Origin of the sequence: Kitasatospora sp. NPDC002227 (assembly GCF_040296285.1) — a bacterium.
Classification (GTDB): Bacteria; Actinomycetota; Actinomycetes; order Streptomycetales; family Streptomycetaceae; genus Kitasatospora.
This window is the reverse complement of sequence record NZ_JBEOWY010000038.1, coordinates 59,248-76,626: the sequence shown is the minus strand read 5'-3', so window position 1 is coordinate 76,626 and position 17,379 is coordinate 59,248. Positions and strand designations below refer to the sequence as shown.

Below are 17,379 nucleotides of genomic sequence, written 5' to 3'. Positions count from 1 at the left end.
AACAGCTCTACCCCGGCGAGCCCGAACGCGATGAACTTCCGCCGATTTCATGACCGTTGGCCCACGACCACTACACCACATCAAGGGACATGACCACCGGGTGTCCCGGTCATCGCCCCGCCACGGTGCCGATCGCTCCGTGGGCGACCTCACCTCCCCGCCGGTCAGCCGCCGATGGCGGACATCGGGCGGGCGGGCTGGGTGAAGTCGGCGGAGTTGATGGCGTGGCCGGGGCCCTTGCGGGCGATGGTGCTGCGCCAGGCGGATTCGATGGCGGTGTCATCGGCGCCGCCGCGCAGCAGGGCGCGCAGGTCGGATTCGGTGGTGGCGAAGAGGCAGTTGCGGAGCTGGCCGTCGGCGGTCAACCGCACCCGGTCGCAGCCGCCGCAGAACGGGCGGGTGACGGAGGCGATCACGCCGACCACGGTGTCGGTGCCGGCGATGCGCCACTCCTCGGCGGGGGCGTTGCCGTGGCGGCCGACCGGGACAAGCTCCCAGCGGGTGGCGAGCACCTCGAGCATCTCGTCGGCGGTGACCATCTTCGAGCGGTCCCAGGCCCCTTGGGCGTCCAGCGGCATGGACTCGATGAACCGCATCCGGTACCCGTGCCCGGCCGCGAACTCGACCAGGTCGAGGATCTCGTCGTCGTTGACGCCCCGCACCGGCACCGCGTTGATCTTCACCGGCGTCAGCCCGGCCGTCTGCGCGGCGGCCAGCCCCGCGAAGACGTCGGCGATCCGGTCCCGCCGGGTGATCTCCGTGTACCGCTCGGGCCGCAGGGTGTCCAGGCTGACGTTGACCCGGTGCAGCCCGGCCGCCTTGAGCTCGGCGGCGGTGCGGGCCAGGCCGATGCCGTTGGTGGTGAGGGAGACCTCGGGGCCTAGGGCCTGACTCACAACTCCCGTCGGATCAGGCTCGGCCGTTCGGTGCGTGCGATCGGCGTGCGGCAGGAACTCCCTCGTAGCGGAGCTACTTGGGAGTTTCGGCCGTGCGTCGAGCGTGCGTGCCGGGCGGGCCGGCCCCGGCGGGAGTTGTGAGTCAGGCCCTGCGGTGATCCGGGCGACCAGGCCGGGCAGGCCGCGCCGCAGCAGCGGCTCGCCGCCGGTCAGCCGGACTGTGCGGATGCCGAGGCGCCGCACGGCGATGCCGACCAGCCGGACGATCTCGTCGTCCGTGAGCACCTCCGCCTTGGGCAGCCAGTTCAGGCCCTCGGCGGGCATGCAGTAGGTGCAGCGCAGGTTGCAGCGGTCGGTGAGCGACACCCGCAGGTCGGTGTGGACCCGGCCGAAGCGGTCGACCAGCGGCGCGGGTGGGGCCGCCGGGGCGGGTGCGGGGTCCAGGTGCCAGGTGTCCATTGGCCCAGTGAAGAGGCTGGGGGCGCGCAGATCCAGCGGCAGAAGTGCCGGTGACCCTCGCCGGCCTGCGGCGACGCCTTGGACGATCATCCAACTACCCCGGCCCGGCCGGGACCAGCAGACTGGCCCCATGGCAGCCGAGCACCCCGGACCGACCCCCGGACCGATCCCCGCCCTGATCCTCGCCGCGGGTGGCGGGCGCCGCCTCGGCGGCCGCCCGAAGGCGCTGCTCCCCTACCGGGGCCGGCCGCTGGTCGAGCACGCGCTCGAGGTGGCCCGGGCCGGCGGGTGCGACGGCGCGGTGGTGGTGCTCGGTGCGGCGGCCGAGCAGGTCCGGGCCACCGCCCGGTTCAGCCACTGCCGACTTGTCGACAATCCCGGCTGGGAGACCGGCATGGGCTCCTCCCTCCGGGCCGGTCTGGCCGCCCTCCCGCCGGGCGCCGACGCCGCCCTCGTCCTGCTGGTCGACACCCCCGGCGTCACCCCCGCCGCCGTGGCCCGCCTGATCGCCGCCCGCCGCTCGGGCGCCGACCTCGCCGCCGCCGGGTACGACGGCCGCCGCGGCCACCCCGTCCTGCTCGCCGCCCGCCACTTCGCGGAGGCGGCGGCCGGCGCCACCGGCGACGCCGGCGCCCGCGCCCTGCTGGCCGCCCACGCGGCCGAACTCACCCTGGTCGAGTGCGGCGACGTCGCCACCCCCGAGGATCTCGACACCCCCGAGGACCTGGCCCGCTGGACCGCGGCCGGCTGAAGCCCGGCGGCCGCGCGGGTGGGCGCCCCAGGGTCTGTCTGACAATTCCCGCCGGGCGGGCGCCGCCGGGGCACGCACCTCGACGGGAATTGTCAGACAGACCCTAAGCTCCGTGATCATGAGCAGCGCACCTGACGAGAGCATCCGCCCGTTCCGCATCGCCGTCCCCGACCGTGACCTGGCCGATCTGCGCCTGCGCCTCGACCTCACCCGCTGGCCCGACGAACTGCCGGGCGCCGGCTGGGCGTACGGTATGCCGCTCGGCCCGCTCAAGGAGCTGGCGCACCACTGGCGGCACGGCTACGACTGGCGCGCGGCCGAGGCCCGGCTGAACGAGTGGCCGCAGTTCATGACCACGATCGACGGCGCCGACATCCACTTCGCCCACCTGCGCTCCCCCGAGCCGGGCGCCACCCCGCTGATCGTCACGCACGGCTGGCCGGGCTCGATCGTCGAGTTCGAGCGGATCGCGGGCCCGCTCACCGACCCCCGGGCGCACGGCGGCGACCCGGCCGACGCCTTCCACCTGGTGCTGCCGAGCATCCCCGGCTTCGGCTTCTCCGGTCCCACCCGGGAGCGGGGCTGGGAGTACCGCCGGGTGGCGGCCGCCTTCGCCGAGCTGATGCACCGGCTCGGGTACGAGCGGTACGGCACGCAGGGCGGCGACTGGGGCTCGGCCATCGCCCGCGAGCTCGGCCGGATCCGGCCCGACCAGGTGCTCGGGGTGCACCTCAACCTGATCCCCGGGGCCGCCGCGAGCAGCGAGCCCACCGCCGAGGAGCTGGCCGAGCTCGAGCCGGCCGAGCGCGAGCGCACCCTCGCCTCCTGGGCGCGCACCAAGGCCTGGCTGGCCGACCGCCAGGGCTACGCCGACCTCCAGTCCACCCGCCCGCAGACCCTCGCCTACGCGCTCACCGACTCGCCGGTCGGCCAACTGGCCTGGATCGCCGAGAAGTTCCACGAGTGGGCGGACACCCGCGAGCACCCCGAGGGCGCCGTCGACCGGGACCACCTGCTCACCAACGTGATGCTCTACTGGCTCACCGGCACGGCCGGCTCCTCCGCCCGCATCTACTACGAGCGCGCCCACGCCGCCTACTGGGGCGCCCCGCCCGAGCCCTCCCCGGCCCCCACCGCCTACGCGGCGTTCCCCGAGGAGAACTTCCTGGTCCTGCGTCACATCGCCGAGCGCACCAACAACCTGGTCCGCTGGACCGAGTACGACCGCGGCGGCCACTTCGCCGCGCTGGAGGTCCCCGACCTCCTGGTCGCCGACATCCGCGCGTTCTTCCGCACGCTGCGGGCCGGCTAGCCGGTCAGGGCCTCGGACAGCCGCAGCGCCGTGGTCCCGCCACGGCCGCCGAGGACGGCGAGACCGTCCGGGGTGAGGGCCAGCGCGTCGGTCTCGGCGAGCAGCGGGAGGGTGGTGAGAGCGCCCTCGAAGAGCCGCCACACGTGCAGCCGCAGGTCGGACCAGGCGACCGTCAGCACCGGGCCGGCCGCCGTGGCCGCCAGGGCCAGCGCGGTCGGCACCGCCGCGCGCCGCTCCACCGGCTCGGGCATCACCTCCCCGGTGGTGGAGTCCCAGAGCCGGACGGTGCCGTCGAGGCCGCCCGTGACCACCAGCACCGTGCCGGTCTCGCGCAGCGTCAGGCAGGCGGCCGCGGTGACGGTGCTCCGGTGCGGCCGGCCGATCCTGGGCCCGGCGGCGAGCCGGTCCGGCGACCACAGGTGCAGCCGCCCGGCGGCGTCGCCGAGCACGATCCGGCGACCGTCCGCGGCCAGCGCGGTCGGCCGGTCGGCGGGCGAGGCCAGGGTGATCCCGTTGTGGTAGAGGCTCGGGTAGTCCGCCTCGGCGGGCACCGCCTCCGCCACCGGCCGCAGAGTGCCGTCCGGCTCCAGGGCCAGCACGCAGCCCTCGCCCACCGCGGCCAGCCCGATCGGCCGCAGCCCGGGAGGGGCCGTCACCCGCCCGAGCCTGGTGCCGTCGGCGGCCCGCCACCGGTGCAGCCGCCCGGCCCGGTCGGCGGTGAGCAGCTCGCCCGAGCCGCTCAGTGCCAGCGCCGACACCCGGTGCCCGGGCCGTGACCACGCCGCGCTCCAGCGGTGGCCGTCCGCCAGCGGGCGCAGGTACTCCGCGAGCCGCGCGTCCCGCCCGAGGGCGGCCGCGTGCAGGACGGCCGCCCGCTCGGCGTCGGAGGCGCCGTAGGTGGTGAGGGCGGGCGCGGCGGCCGCCCAGATCTCGGGCAGGCGCTTCGGCACGGCGATCCGCGAGTCCGCCAGCGCCGCCGTGACGGCCACCGGCGAGCCGTGCACCAGGAAGCCCGGGTCCTTGAGCAACTCCCCGGCCGTACCGGCCGCCAGGGCTCCGTCCAGCGCCCGCTCCCGTGTCTCGGCCGGTGCGGTCCGCCAGTCCGCCACGGGGGCGACCGGGGGCGCGGGCGCGGCGGGGGCCGGCGAGCCGGGGCCCAGGTCGAGCACCAGGGTGCCCTCCGCCACGGGCAGCTCCCCCGCCTCCACCGCCAGCCGGACGTGCGGGAGGGCGAGCAGCGGCCCGAGCAGCTCCGTCACCACCGCCTCCGGGCGGGCCGCCGGGAGGTCCGCCGGGCCCCGCCCGGCCTTGTGCAGGTCGGGCAGCACCAGCCGGACCGGCCGGGGGTCGGCGGCGATCCGGGCGGTCAGCGCCGCCGGGCCGAGCGGGCCGTAGCCGAGCTGGCGGCCCAACTCCCAGGCCAGGGTGACCGCGAGCTGCCCTTCGGCGGGCACCGCCGCGTGGACCGGCACCCCGGACTCGGCCACCAGCCAGGCCAGCAGCCGGCTCTTGCCGCTGCCCGGGCCGCCCCGGACCAGGCAGAGCCGCGGCCCGTCCGGGCTCTCGGCCCAGGCCTTCAGGGCCGCCGCGTTCGAGGCCGCCGCCGACGCCGCCCCGCTCACGCCCCGCCCGCCCGCTCGGCGGCGGCGGCCCGCAGCTCCCGGATGCCCTGCTCCCGGGAGGCCGCGCTCTCCCCGTAGTCGAAGCTGTGCGTCACCTCGGCGTCGGGGAAGGTCAGCGCCAGCCACATCGAGCAGTAGTGGCCGGGCAGGTTGCAGGCCTGCAGCTCGGTGAAGATCCGCACCACCTGGTCCGGTTCGACCCCGGCGGCCTCGAGGCGGGCCCAGAGCCGCTCCTCGGGGTGGATGCAGACGGCGCCGGAGCTGGTGAAGATCTCCTTGGCCCCGGCTTCGTCCACCACCTCGAACGCCGCGTACCACTCGGTGGCCGAGGTGTCCCGGATGTCGTCGAGCACCAGCGGCCACCAGCTCTCCCGGTCGGCGAAGGCCGCCGGGTCGGCCGCCCGCAGCTGCTCCTCGAAGCGGTGGAACTCGGCCGCGGCGAGCTGCGGGTCCTCCGAGCCGAGGGTGTCGAGCAGCAGGTCGAGCCCGAGCAGGCCGGCCGCGAAGGCAGCGGCCGAGGAGTTCACGTACTTCAGCGGCTCCTCGCGGTAGCCGATCAGGAGGGCCCGCACCTCGCCGCCGGGGTCGACCACCAGGTCGTAGGCGCGGTCGGAGCCGATCCGGGCCCAGCTCCGCTGCCCGGGGTCGGCCAGCTCCTCCTCCAGCAGGTCGGCGTACTCGGGCAGCAGCGCGGGCTCCTCCTCGAGGGTGTGGAAGTAGGGGCCCACCTGCAGCGGCAGGACCAGCCCCGCGGCCGGGCCGGCCGCCGGCCCGAACCGCCGCAGGCCGTCCGCCCCGAACCGGCCGGTCAGGGCCTCGGCCGAAGTGTCACCGGGCACGCTCGTCTCCTCGCTACTGCAGCTTCTCGGCCACGAACCGCAGCGCGAGCTCCCAGGTGGGCTCGCCGGGTTCGAACTCACTGTCCTCGTCCGGCGGTTCGAAGGCCACCGGGTCGGCGGCGGTCATCAGCTCGCGCAACCGGTCCTCCGCCCCGGGCCGGTAGTCGCCCGTCGGGGCGAGTGCCTCGAAGTCGTAGTTCGGCCGCTCCCGCTCCAGCAGGCAGAGGAAGTAGGCCAGGGCGTCGAGGCCGCTGTTGAGCCGGGCGGGGATGCCGCCGTCCGGGATGCTGTAGACGGTGCCGGTGGCGACGTCGAGGTGCACCGGGGCGCCGGCGATGCTGCCCAGGCAGGCCCAGTGCGCGTAGTCGAAGTCGAACTCCGGGTGCTCCTCGGCGAGTTCGTCACCGTCGAAGCCCAGCTCCCCGGCCCGCAGCTCCTCGCTGACGTTCAGCCAGACGTGATCGGGGAGTCCGACGTCCCGCAGGAACGCCCGGCTCGGCGCATGGGTGACCGCCCCGAGCGCGGCCTCCGGCAGCGTCACCAGCGTGCCGGGCGGGAACGCCGCCTCCAGCATCGCGCGGTCGACCAACTCAGCCATTCCCTGCGCTCCCCTCCGTACCCGGACTCCGGCCGCCTCAGCCTACCCGCCGGGCCCGGCTGCACCCGGACCCTACGGGCGGTACTGGGAGTGCGGTTTCGGGCGCAGGCCGTTCAGGTAGTGCTCCATGGTCCGGTTCCCGGCGGCGCGGGACTCGGGGGTGTTGCCGTACTCGACCGAGTGGGTGACGCGCACGCTGCTCGGGAAGTGGTGCGCCATCCAGGCGCTGCAGTTGGGCGCGCTGGTGCAGGGCTCGCGTTCGGTGTAGAGCTCGGTGAGCCCGCCTTTCGACCCCGATTCGAGGAGGGGGATGCCGAGCACCCGTTCGGAGTGCGGGTTCGGGTTCCGGCTGCGGCCGACCAGGATGAACCCGTCCTTGTCGCCCGCCTCGCCGTGCCGGGCGGCGGCGTAGTTGTTGCTGGTGAAGTCGTACTCGGCGGGCTTGCCGTCCTCCCCGGTGCCCTTGCGCTTGGCGTAGTTGCCGTAGCTCTTGTCCTCGTGGCGGGCCAGCTGGGTGGCCCGGGAGAGCTCGTCCCCGCCGAGCGGCACCTTGGTCGAGTCGGTGGTGGGCCGGGTCGCGCCCTTCTTCACCTTCGGCAGGTTGTGCGCGCCCGGCTTGGCCTTCATGACTTCGTCGTTCGAGTTCAGCTTGAGCGGGGCCAGCCGCTTGCGGTCCGCGGCGTCGAGCTCCCGGGGGCCGTGCGGGGTGAGCTTCTCGACCTTGCCGTCGTCGCGGACGCGGTAGACGGGCGTCGGTCCGAGGTTGCGCCGGGCAGTGTCCCGCGGGTGCTTGGGCGGCTCCTCGCCGCCCCGGGGGCGCGGCGCGTGCGGCTCCTTCTCGCCGCCGCCGATCCGGCGCAACTTGGCCGCGTGCTCGAGGTCCGTCTCCCGGGTGGTGGAGGCGACCCGCTTGAGCCGGGTCCCGGCCGAGCGGTAGAACTCCTGCACCGTGGTGCCGACCTTCTCCCCGATCTCCTTGCCCATCTTCTCCAGGCCGTGGTCGAGCGCCTTGGTGATCTGATTGGTCAACCGAATCCCTCCTCCCGGCCCCGGCACGGATCGAACTCTCCGGATGGTAGTACCACTTGGCCGCCCGGCGGGATGCCGCACCCCGGGCCGCCGGGCGGCGGGGCACCCCTGATCTGTCCCTGAGGTTGGCGCATTCCGGGCCCGGCCACGCCCCCGATCGGCGACGATGGGGTCTGCGACCCATTCCGACCCGAACGGACGGTGCGAGAGCCATGCCCGGTCTGCCACGGCCCGACGACTTCGACTTCGGCCACGACGGCGACCCGGCCCGGTACGGCGCGGACGGCAGCGCGCCGGCCGGGGTGAGCGCCGTCCGCTGCCCGGCCTGCCGCCGGGAGCACCTGTACGAGCCGCCAAGCCTGCCCTGCCCGTGCGGGGCCCGGCTGCGGGTGCCGCTGCTGCGCGGCGGGGTGCCGGTGCAGGTGCGCTTCCGCTCCTGGGAGGACTCCTGGGTGAGCATGCGCTGCCCGCACTGCGGGCGGGGAGACCAGTGGCCGCAGCCGGAGTTCACCTGCAACTGCGGCGCCACCGTGCGGCTGCCGGTCGACCGCGCCGTCCGGGCCCGCACCGGCGGCCTGCTGGGCCTCGGCGGGCCGCCGCCGGGCCCGGGCCCGCGGCCCGGCACCCCGCCCGGGCCGCCCCCGCTGCCGTACGGCGGGCCGGCGCCCCGGGTGCCGCTGCAGGGCCAGGCCCGCCCGCCGTTCCGGCCGCACCCGGTCCGCACCACCGAGGACGCGGTGCTCACCGCCGCCCGCTACCTGCGCTGGCTCGGCTTCGAGGACCTCGAGCTGACGGAGGAGCAGCCCGGCCGGCCGGTGACCCTGCTCGGCGGCCGGATGGTCGCCCAGGTGGATCCGGGCCCGGGCCAGTCGGACGTGAAGACCATCGAGTGCCTCTGGCTGCAGACGCTGCACGCCGAGGAGATCGCCGCCGCACTGTTCTCGCTGGGCGGCTTCTCGCACCAGGCCGCCGTCCGGGGCGAACAGCTGCTCGTCGCGCTGTTCCACCTCGACAGTGCCGGTCTGCCGCAGCCCGCGAACGGCGCGGCCGAAGCCCTGACGGAGACCGGCTGGACGTCCTGAAACCATCGGTCACTTGCGCGACACGCCGAGAAAACTGACGCTCGTGATCTGGTGCACAAGCTCGCCCCCGTGTTGAATTGCGGCCACGGCAGCAGCTCGGGGCATGTCAGACATGCCCTGGAAGCCGCTGTCTGCTGGGCACCGCACACAAGGAGGTGGCGTTGTCGGAGCACCGTACGGCCTCGGGGGGCGGGGCGGACGCGGTCTGGCGGCTGAGATCGCGGGGCTGCTGGCAGGAGGCCGCCGAGTTACTCCGCCCGAGCGCCGCGTCAGATCCGGAAGCGGCCCTGAGCCGGGCCGAACTCCTCATCGAACAGTGCCTGTTCACCGCCCGGCACTGGGACCAGGCGGAGGACGCGCTGCGCCTGGCCGAGGCGGTGGTGGTCACCACGGGGCAGCGTGCGGCGGCCTCCTGCGCCCGGGGGTTCCTGGCCTACCTGGCCAGCGTCCTCGGCCGCCGGGACCGGCTGGACGAGGCCCAGGCCGCGCTCGGCCGCACCTCGGCCCTGCTGCCGCCGAAGGCCGCGGGCCGGCCGCTGCTCGACTTCCGCCGGGGGCTGGTCGCCGAGAACCTGCTGCACGACCCGCAGGCGGCCACCATGGCCTACCGCCGGGCCCACCAGGGCGCCACCGAGCACGGCGACGCGCTGCTCAGCTCCTACACCTGGCGCCACCTGGCCACCCTCGCCCTGGCGGCGGGCGACCAGGAGCAGGCCCGGGAGGGGTTCGCGGCCTCGCTGCGGCTGCGCGAGGAGCTCGGCTTCACGGTCGGGGTGGCGCCCGCGCTCGCCGCGCTGGCGGAGGTGTCCGAACCGGCCGAGGCGGCGCGCCTGCGCGCCGAGGCGGCCCGGCTGGTGCAGGCTCTGGGAGGTGTGCCGGTCTGGCTGGCCGCCGGGCCCGTCGGCGTCCCGGCGCCCGGTACTCCCCCGGACGGCCGCAGGTGGCAGGACGTCAGCGGCACCATCGGCTAAGGTGAGCCTAACCTGCCCAGTGCGTACGGCACTTGACGCATCCGCACGCACGTACGGGTGCCGTCCGCTGGGCAGGTGCTCCCCGCCAGCGCCGGGCGCCCGCCCGGGCCCGGCCGACCCGATGGGCCCCGCACCATGACCGCCAGCAGCATCGCGCCGCCTGCCGTCACGCCCACCGCCACCCCGCTGCTCGGCAGCTACGCCCGGCTGCGCGAGGTCTTCCCCGGCCTGCGGGTGCACCACCGCCCACCGCGTTCCGGCCAAGGCTGGACCCGCACCGCGGACCTGCTGCGCAGCCGCCCCGCCCTGCGCGAGCTGATCGCCGTCGACGCCCACCAGGGCCTGGCCCGCTACGGCCGCCCGCTGCGGCCGGACGTCGCGGCCGGCTTCTGCCTGCACCGCTACTGCTGGCCCGCCGCGCTGCTCTTCACCCTCCCGTGGTTCCTGGAGCGCCGGGTGCCGCACATCCCGGCCGAGGCCGTCGCGCTGCGCCGCCGCACCGGCGAACTGTCCTTCCAGCACGAGGGATTCAGCTGCCTCCCGGACGACCCGGCGGCCCGCCTGCCCGGCGCCCGGGTGGTGCCGGACGAACCCGCCCTGCGCGCGCGCCTGCTGGCAGCGCTCGCCGACCACCTCGCGCCGGTGCTCGCCTCCTTCCGCCCCGAGCTGCGCCGCGGACCGCACACCCTGCACGCGATGGCCACCGACGACGTGGTCGAGGGCCTCTGGTACGCGGCCAGCCTGCTCGGCCTGGGCGAGCGGGCCGCCCAGGAGCTCACCGTGCTGCTGGTGGAGGGGAGTTCGGACCTTCTCTGCATCGGCCCGGGCGCGGCGGGCTTCCGGTTCACCGAGCGCCCGGGGGCCGCTCCCGTCCGCACCCGGGCCAGAATCAGCTGCTGCCTCTTCTACACCGTCCAGCCGGCGGAGGCCTGTTCGGGCTGCCCGCGACGCTGCCGGGCCCTCTGACGGGGCGTTGATCGTCCTACTGATATGCCCGCAATCGAGGTGGAATTCGCTCGCTCCGGTGCATTGACACCAAAGCGGCCATTCCGCACGCATGCCTGCGCCATGATGGTCCCCGCCTTTCACTACGCAGGAAAGCGAGGCTGGTCAAGGCCATGAAACTGTCCGACATACCACTGGGCTGGGCCATCACCGGTGTGGCCGTGCTGGTGGTGACCGCCGTACTGGTGGCCGTCGCCCGCACCCGGGCGGCCGCCCCCTCCGGCGGCGCGGACTCCTGGGAGCGCAGCGAGGACCGCCGCCGCCGCAAGGAGTCCCTGTACGGGGGAGCCTCGTACACCCTGCTGTTCTGCTGCGCGGCCGTCGCGGCCGCCCTCTCCTTCCACGGCTTGGTCGGGTTCGGGATCCAGAACCTCGACCTCTCCGGCGGCTGGGAGTACCTGGTGCCGTTCGGCCTCGACGGCGCCGCGATGTTCTGCTCCGTGCTCGCCGTCCGCGAGGCCAGCCACGGCGATGCCGCGCTCGGCTCGCGCCTGCTGGTCTGGCTCTTCGCCGGGGCCTCCGCCTGGTTCAACTGGGTGCACGCACCACGGGGGTTCGGTCACGCGGGCGCGCCGCAGTTCTTCGCGGGGATGTCGCTCTCGGCGGCCGTGCTGTTCGACCGGGCGCTCAAGCAGACCCGCCGGGCGGCCCTGCGGGAGCAGGGGCTGGTGCCCCGGCCGCTGCCGCAGATCCGGATCGTCCGCTGGCTGCGGGCGCCGCGCGAGACGTACGCGGCGTGGTCGCTGATGCTCCTGGAGAACGTCCGCACGCTGGACGAAGCGGTGGAGGAGGTCCGCGACGACAAGCGGGAGGCTGCCGCCAACCGCGAACGCCAGCGCCTCGCCAGCCGCCGCGAGCGCGCCGAACTCCGCGCGATCGGCCGCGCCCACGGCGGTGTCTGGCGCCAACGGACAGCCCCCCGACCCCAGTTGGAGCCCACCCCCACGGAGCCCGCGATAGCCGAGGAACCCCCCGCTCCCGGCCTCCCCGTCCTCGACCTCACCCCGGACGAGGAGACCATGACCATCCCGCGCCTGGACTCCTTGGAGCAGAAACTCAAGGATCTGGAGCAACAGTTCGGCTAGCAAACCTCAGGGACGCAGTTGCACTGTCCAGGGGCGCGGGGAACTGCGCGAAGTCGGAGGGTGACAGGTGTGCGCCTTCCGCGTTCGCGCAGTTCCCCGCGCCCCTAGGTAGTGCAACTGCACCTATTCGGCCACGAGTTCGAACCACATCCGCTTGCCCGAGCCGCGAGGCTCCACGCCCCACGCGTCGGCCAACGCCTCCACGAGCATCAACCCCCGCCCGGAGGAGGCCTGTTCACCCGGGGTGCGCCGGGTGGGCCACAGGTCCGACTCGTCCTCCACCTCGACCCGTAGCCGGGTGCCCGCCGAGGGCTCCCGGTAGAGGCGGGCGGTGAACATCGCGTCCTGGTCGGTGTGCCGGATCGCGTTGGTGACCATCTCGGAGGCCAGCAGCTCCGCCGTGTCCACCAACTCCGGTACGCCCCAACGGCGCAGCGCGTCCCGCAGCTCCGCCCGCAGCTCCGCGACCCGCGCCAGATCCGCCTGCCCGATCCGCCGTCGCAGCTGCTGCGCGGCCAGCCCGCCCGCCGGACCGTCCCAGCGGAGCAGCAGCAGCGCTATGTCGTCCTCGCGTTCGGTGGAGTCCGCCGCCTGCGAGGCGATCCGGTCGGCCAGCAGCTCCAGCGGGTCCTGCGCGCTCTCGCCCCGGGCCGGCAGGTCGCGCCCGACCGCCTCGCAGAGCCGGGCGAAGCCGGTGTCCAGGTCCATGCCGCGGGCCTCGACCAGGCCGTCGGTGCAGAGCACGACGGTCTCGCCCGGGTCCAGGCTGAACCGGGTGACCCGGTACTCCTCGTCCGGCGCCACCCCGAGCGGCAGCCCGCCGACCACCGGCATCACCACGCCGGTGCCGTCGGAGCGCCGCACCACCGGGTCCAGGTGCCCGGCCCGCACCGCGTACACCACGCCGTAGTCGACATTGACCTCGGCGTAGGTGCAGGTCGCGAAGTGGTCGGTGTCCAGATCGGCCAGAAAACGGGAAGCCCGGGCCATCACGGCGGCCGGCGGGTGGCCCTCGGCGGCGTAGGCGCGCAGCGCGATCCGAAGCTGGCCCATGATCCCGGCCGCGTGCACGTCGTGCCCCTGCACGTCGCCGATCACCAGGCCCACGTGCCCGCCCGGCAGCGGGACGACGTCGTACCAGTCGCCGCCGATCTGCAGCCCGGAGCCGGCCGCCAGGTAGCGGACGGCGGTGGTCACCCCCGGCACGGCCGGGACGGTGCGCGGCAGCATCACCCGCTGCAGGCCGGCCGCCAGCTCGTGCTCGGCGTCGTGCAGCCGGGCCCGGGCCAGCGACTGGGCGACCAGGCCGCCGAGGGTGGTGAGCAGGGTGCGCTCGTCGGCGTCCAGCTCGCGGTCGTCGTCGAAGCTGACCAGGCAGACGCCGATCACCCGGCCGCTGGCGATCAGCGGCAGGAAGGCCCAGGCGCTGCGCGGGAAGCGCTCGGCGAGCTGCTCCCAGGCCTCGGGGAAGCGCTCCGCGTACTCCTCCCGGCTGCCGATGAAGACCGGCAGCCGGCTGCGCACGGCCTCCGCGCCGGGGTGGCTGGGCTGCAGCGGGGCGCGGTGGAAGGGGTGCATGTCCTCCGAGTTGTAGCCGCTGGCGCCGAGCACGTGCAGGCGCCCGGCCTCCAGGGAGGCGAGCACCAGGCCGTCCGGCGGCAGGCCGGGCAGCGGCAGCTCGGTGAAGACCCGCGCCACGTCGCGGACGGTCACCGCCTCGGAGAGCGCCCTGGCCGCCTCCTTGATGAAGCGCGAGCGCTCCTCGCGCAGCACGGCCAGCTCCCCGGCCCGCTCGCGCTTGTGCAGCTCGACGGTGGCGTCCCAGACGAAGCCGACCATCCGGGAGGCCCGCCCGAAGGCGTCGGCGAGCACCCGGCCGCGGAAGCGGACGGCGTGCAGCTGGCCGCCGGGGAAGACGGTGCGGTAGTAGGCGCCGCACTGGCCGAGCTCGGCCACCGCTCGCTCGACCCGGCGGCGCACCACCGGCGCGTCCTCAGGGTGCAGCATGGCCAGGAAAGCGCCGGAGCTGCGGTCGAAGCGGCCCGGGTCCAGGCCCAGGATGGAGCAGGCCCGGGTGTCGCCCTCCAGCACGTCGCGGCGGATGTCCCAGTCGAAGGAGCCGATGCCGTTGGCGGCCATCGCCGGCTCGAGCCAGTCGGGGGTGGAGTCACCGCTGCGGGTGGGCAGGCCTCTCGAGACCAGGGGTGTCATCCGGCCCGCGGCCAGGCCTGCCGGTCTGCGCGCCAGACCGTCCCGGGCCGCGCTCCTGCTGCTCTGCGCCGGTGGGGTGCGGCGTGCGGGCCCCGGCGGCTCGGGCTCTGTCGCCATGCTTCTCCTGCCGCTGCGATGGGGGGATCGGTGTCCGGTCGAGGCTCGGTTCTCCCCGCCGTCCGTCCCGGGCACACATTCTCACTATCCCATCGGAAGATTACTAGTAGCGCCTCACCTGGACGGGCGCGTCTGCACCGCACCCGCACGACCCAGGTCAGCACAGCCCGCCCCCGAAAGGCAACGGACGCGGCCGGGCCGCCACACACCCGCAATCCGGCCCCGGCGCGGCGCGCGCCCGGGCCCGGCGTGGCGGATTCAGAGCGGCCCGAGCTCGAACCAGGTCACCTTGCCGTCGCCGCGCAGCTGCACTCCCCAGTCGTCCGCCAGCGCCTCGACCAGCAGCAATCCCCGGCCGGAGGTCGCCTGGTCGGACTGCACCCGGCGGCCGGGGAGCTTCGCGGCACCGTCCTGCACCTCGACCCGCAGCCGCGCGTCGGGGGTGAGCACGGCGTCGAAGACCGCGCCCCGGGTGGTGTGCAGCAGCGCGTTGGTCACCAGCTCGGAGGCCAACAGCTCGGCGGTGTCCGCCAGTTGCGGCACTCCCCAACGCACCAGCGCCAGCCTCAAACGGTGGCGCACCTCACGCACCGCGAGCAGGTCCGCCGGGTCGAGCATGGCGTGCAGTCTGCGCTGCAGCGCGCACGGGGCCGCGGGCTGCTCCGCCCGCCCGGCCGCCGCGATCCGGTCGCTGCTCGACGTCGTCCGCTGCCGCGGAAACCTCGCCTGGCCGTCCTTCACCGCACGCCCCCCGACCATCTCCGGGCGGCGACCGATCGAGCCCCCAGGCCATCGGGCCGCCCTACCTTGCCGACGACCATCCTCATGCCCGTTCGGCGCGCTCCGCAACAGTGCATACCCGGTCACCTGGGGTGAAGCGGTGGTACGGGGGCGCGCCCGTGATCCAGCTGGAGACGGTTCGCAGGTTTACGCCCGTTCTCCCGGCCGAACGTCCGGTCGCCCGGGCCGAACGTCCAATCGGGCCCGGGCTCAGCCGAAGCCGACCTCGCCGGTGTCCAGCGAGTAGTAGCCGCCGACGACCTCCAGCCTGCCCGCCGCGAGCAGCGGGCGCAGCAGCGCGTCCTTCCGCAGCCGGGCGACGGTCTGCCGGGTCTGGGCCCGGATCACGGCCTCGACCAGCCCCTCGGCGGGGGTGGTGCGGCGGACCTCCTCGTACGGGGCCCGCAGGTCGTGGACGATGTCGGCGAGGTGGCCGGGCAGGCGCTCGCCGGTGCGGAAGGAGTTGACGGCGGCGGTCACCGCGCCGCAGCACTGGTGGCCGAGCACCACGAGCAGCTGGGCGCCGAGCTCGGCCGGGCCGTACTCGAGGCTGCCGGTCACCAGGCCGTCGGCGGTGTGGGCGGCGGTGCGCACCACCATGAGGTCGCCCAGACCCTGGTCGAAGACCAGCTCGGGCGGCACCCGGGAGTCGATGCAGGAGAAGACCACCGCGAAGGGCTCCTGGTGGGTGGAGACCTCGCGGCGCCGGGCGGCCGAGGAGTCCGGGTGGACGGCCCGGCTGGCCACCCAGGCGGCGTTGCCGGCCTTCAGCCGGGCCAGCGCGAGCGCCGGGGTGCCCACCGGCCCGACCGTGCTCCCGGGGGTGGCCGCCCGGGCCCGGGGAATCGTGCCGAGCCCGGCCGCCGCCCCCGCCACCGCCATCGCGCCCGCCCGCAGCACGCCTCGCCGATCCGTCCGCATGACTTCTCTCCAGGAGCCGGAATCCACTGACGAGGCGTCACCATAACCGCCCGTCAGGAGCTCTTGGTAGAGTCTTTACTCACTTCTGCAGCACGGCAGTTGCTCTCCGGAGGAAGCTACGGAACAGCTCCCGTTCGGCGTCGTCGAACGCTGTCCAGAGCTCCGACTCGATCGCCACCGCGCGGGCGTCCGCCTGTGCTACCAGGCCCCGGCCCGTCTCGCTCAGGCGGGTGACCAGCACCTTGCCGTGCACCTCGGAGGGCTCGCGTTCGACCAGGCCCTTGGCCTCCAGGTTGGCCAGCACCCCGGCCATGGTCTGCGGGGTGACGGCCGCACCCCGGGCCAGCTGGGCGCCGGACATCCCGGGCCGCTCGGCGAGCTGGAGCAGCACCGCGTACTGCGGCACCGTCAGGTCCAGCTCGCGCAGCGCCTCGGTCTTGGCCGCGATCAGCGCCTGCTCGGCCTGCTTGAGGCCCAGGCCCAGGCGCAGCGGCACGCCCTCGGGCCCGGCCAGCAGCGCGGCGGGGTCGGTGGTCATGGCGGCCTCCTGTCCTTGAGTCCCTCTCGGGCCACCAGTATCGCCGCCCGCCTGCCCGGGCCCGCCTCAGGGGCGGATCCGCAGCACCGCCTTCGCCTCGGCCGTGCGGCCCTCCAGCCGCCGGGTCGCCTCGGCCACCCCGTCCCAGCCGATCTCCTCGACCGCCACCGTGACGACGCCCTCGGCGACCAGCCGCAGGCCCTCCTCCAACTGCGCCCGGAACAGCCCGGGGCGGCGGGCCATCAGGCCGCCCATGTTGTACCCGGCGAGCGTGACGCTCCCGAACCAGACTTCGTCGGCCTGCAGGGCGAGGTCCTGCTGGGCGGCATTGCCGACGATCACGTGCCGCCCGAAGATCGCCAGCAGCGGCCGGACCAGCCCGCGCACCTCACCGCCGACCGAGTCGATCACCACATCGAAGCCCTGGCCGTCCGTCAGCTCCGGTGTGCGTGCGGCGAGCTCACCGTAGGTCAGGGCGGTGTCGTAGCCGACGGCCCGCGCGGCGCGCTCGGGGGTGCCGGCGGCTCCGACCACCAGGGCGGCGCCGTAGTGCTTGGCCAGCGAGCCGAGCAGCGAGCCCAGTGCGCCGGCGGCACCGAGCACCAGCACCCGCTCGCCCGGGGCGAGGCGGGCGGCGGAGCGCAGGGTGCCGACGGCGGTGACGGCGTTCACGGCGGTGGCGGCGGCCAGCCGCGGGTCGAGCCCGGCGAGTTCACCCTCAAGGGGGACGGTGGCGTTCGCGTCCGCGACGACGCGCTCGGCGAAGCCGCCGAAGCCGGTCGGGATGGCCGCCACCGGCTGCCCGACCCGCAGGCCGGTCACCCCTTCGCCGAGGGCGGCCACCGTGCCGGCCACCTCGAGACCGGGCACGACCGGCAGCTCGATCGGGAACTGGCCGCGACGGAACAGCACGTCGGCGAAGTGGACGCCCGCATGGCTGACGTCGATCGCGACCTTTCCGGGGCCGGGCTCCGGCAGCGGCTGGTCCTCGACCAGCTCCAGGACCTCGGGACCGCCGGTACGGGTGTAGCGGATGGCGCGCATAGGTGTACTCCCCCTCGTTGTTCGCTCACTGCTTCACATCAAGCACCATAGATATATCAGCCTCCTGATACTCCTGTCGCATTACTCCCCGCCGCCCCCGGCGCGCCGGACCGACCGCT

At 74.9% G+C, this 17,379-nt stretch carries 16 protein-coding genes; 6 read left to right on the top strand and 10 right to left on the bottom strand.

Going from position 1 to position 17,379, the window contains the following annotated elements; all coding sequences use genetic code 11:
* Positions 1–164: 164 nt before the first annotated feature.
* Complete coding sequence (locus tag ABT095_RS27750; protein ID WP_350532259.1) at positions 165–1,355, bottom strand: GTP 3',8-cyclase MoaA; 1,191 nt, start codon at positions 1,353–1,355, stop codon at positions 165–167.
* Between the two features lie 130 nt (positions 1,356–1,485).
* Between ABT095_RS27750 and ABT095_RS27745 the strand changes: the two genes are divergently transcribed.
* Together ABT095_RS27745 and ABT095_RS27740 are read left to right on the top strand one after the other, a co-directional pair.
* A complete protein-coding gene (locus ABT095_RS27745; RefSeq protein ID WP_350532258.1) occupies positions 1,486–2,106 on the top strand; it encodes a nucleotidyltransferase family protein in 621 nt (206 codons plus the stop codon).
* Positions 2,107–2,224: 118 nt separating this feature from the next.
* The gene (locus ABT095_RS27740; protein ID WP_350532257.1) at positions 2,225–3,418 is read left to right on the top strand and encodes an epoxide hydrolase family protein; all 1,194 of its coding nucleotides are present in this window, start codon (positions 2,225–2,227) and stop codon (positions 3,416–3,418) included.
* On the opposite strand, the gene ABT095_RS27735 is transcribed toward ABT095_RS27740, so the two are convergent.
* The 4 genes from ABT095_RS27735 to ABT095_RS27720 all read right to left on the bottom strand — a co-directional run bounded on the left by ABT095_RS27735 (position 3,415) and on the right by ABT095_RS27720 (position 7,506).
* The gene (locus ABT095_RS27735; protein ID WP_350532256.1) at positions 3,415–5,040 is read right to left on the bottom strand and encodes a WD40 repeat domain-containing protein; all 1,626 of its coding nucleotides are present in this window, start codon (positions 5,038–5,040) and stop codon (positions 3,415–3,417) included. The two genes, ABT095_RS27740 and ABT095_RS27735, sit on opposite strands and share 4 nt — an antisense overlap.
* The gene (locus tag ABT095_RS27730) at positions 5,037–5,879 is read right to left on the bottom strand and encodes a nucleic acid/nucleotide deaminase domain-containing protein (protein WP_350532255.1); all 843 of its coding nucleotides are present in this window, start codon (positions 5,877–5,879) and stop codon (positions 5,037–5,039) included. The genes ABT095_RS27735 and ABT095_RS27730 overlap by 4 nt, the downstream gene beginning before the upstream one ends.
* Positions 5,880–5,892: 13 nt before the next feature.
* The gene (locus ABT095_RS27725) at positions 5,893–6,477 is read right to left on the bottom strand and encodes an SUKH-4 family immunity protein (protein ID WP_350532254.1); all 585 of its coding nucleotides are present in this window, start codon (positions 6,475–6,477) and stop codon (positions 5,893–5,895) included.
* A 72-nt stretch (positions 6,478–6,549) separates the two neighbouring features.
* Positions 6,550–7,506 carry a nucleic acid/nucleotide deaminase domain-containing protein gene (locus ABT095_RS27720; RefSeq protein WP_350532253.1) on the bottom strand — a complete coding sequence of 319 codons (957 nt, stop codon included), beginning with the start codon at positions 7,504–7,506 and terminating at the stop codon, positions 6,550–6,552.
* Positions 7,507–7,718: 212 nt separating this feature from the next.
* Here ABT095_RS27720 and ABT095_RS27715 point away from each other — a divergent pair, with 212 nt between their 5' ends.
* The 4 genes from ABT095_RS27715 (at position 7,719) to ABT095_RS27700 (ending at position 11,649) form a co-directional block, all read left to right on the top strand.
* On the top strand, positions 7,719–8,588 hold the full coding sequence (locus ABT095_RS27715; protein WP_350532252.1) for a hypothetical protein: 870 nt from the start codon (positions 7,719–7,721) through the stop codon (positions 8,586–8,588).
* A gap of 161 nt (positions 8,589–8,749) precedes the next feature.
* Positions 8,750–9,559 carry a tetratricopeptide repeat protein gene (locus ABT095_RS27710; RefSeq protein WP_350532251.1) on the top strand — a complete coding sequence of 270 codons (810 nt, stop codon included), beginning with the start codon at positions 8,750–8,752 and terminating at the stop codon, positions 9,557–9,559.
* A gap of 135 nt (positions 9,560–9,694) precedes the next feature.
* The gene (locus ABT095_RS27705; protein WP_350532250.1) at positions 9,695–10,525 is read left to right on the top strand and encodes a (2Fe-2S)-binding protein; all 831 of its coding nucleotides are present in this window, start codon (positions 9,695–9,697) and stop codon (positions 10,523–10,525) included.
* A 152-nt stretch (positions 10,526–10,677) separates the two neighbouring features.
* Positions 10,678–11,649, top strand: a complete 972-nt coding sequence (locus ABT095_RS27700; RefSeq protein ID WP_350532249.1) for a DUF2637 domain-containing protein — start codon at positions 10,678–10,680, stop codon at positions 11,647–11,649.
* Positions 11,650–11,772: 123 nt separating this feature from the next.
* Here the strand turns inward: ABT095_RS27700 and ABT095_RS27695 are convergent, their stop codons facing one another.
* The 5 genes from ABT095_RS27695 to ABT095_RS27675 all read right to left on the bottom strand — a co-directional run bounded on the left by ABT095_RS27695 (position 11,773) and on the right by ABT095_RS27675 (position 17,260).
* Positions 11,773–13,977: an ATP-binding SpoIIE family protein phosphatase gene (locus ABT095_RS27695; protein WP_350532248.1), complete on the bottom strand. Its 2,205-nt coding sequence runs from the start codon at positions 13,975–13,977 to the stop codon at positions 11,773–11,775.
* Positions 13,978–14,235: 258 nt separating this feature from the next.
* Positions 14,236–14,718, bottom strand: coding sequence for an ATP-binding protein (locus ABT095_RS27690; RefSeq protein WP_350532247.1), 483 nt, complete (start codon positions 14,716–14,718; stop codon positions 14,236–14,238).
* A gap of 249 nt (positions 14,719–14,967) precedes the next feature.
* Positions 14,968–15,678, bottom strand: a complete 711-nt coding sequence (locus ABT095_RS27685) for a carbonic anhydrase (RefSeq protein ID WP_350532246.1) — start codon at positions 15,676–15,678, stop codon at positions 14,968–14,970.
* A gap of 79 nt (positions 15,679–15,757) precedes the next feature.
* Complete coding sequence (locus ABT095_RS27680; RefSeq protein WP_350532245.1) at positions 15,758–16,216, bottom strand: MarR family winged helix-turn-helix transcriptional regulator; 459 nt, start codon at positions 16,214–16,216, stop codon at positions 15,758–15,760.
* Between the two features lie 66 nt (positions 16,217–16,282).
* Positions 16,283–17,260 (bottom strand): quinone oxidoreductase family protein, encoded by a 978-nt coding sequence (locus tag ABT095_RS27675; RefSeq protein ID WP_350532244.1) that lies wholly within the window; start codon positions 17,258–17,260, stop codon positions 16,283–16,285.
* Positions 17,261–17,379 lie beyond the last annotated feature (119 nt).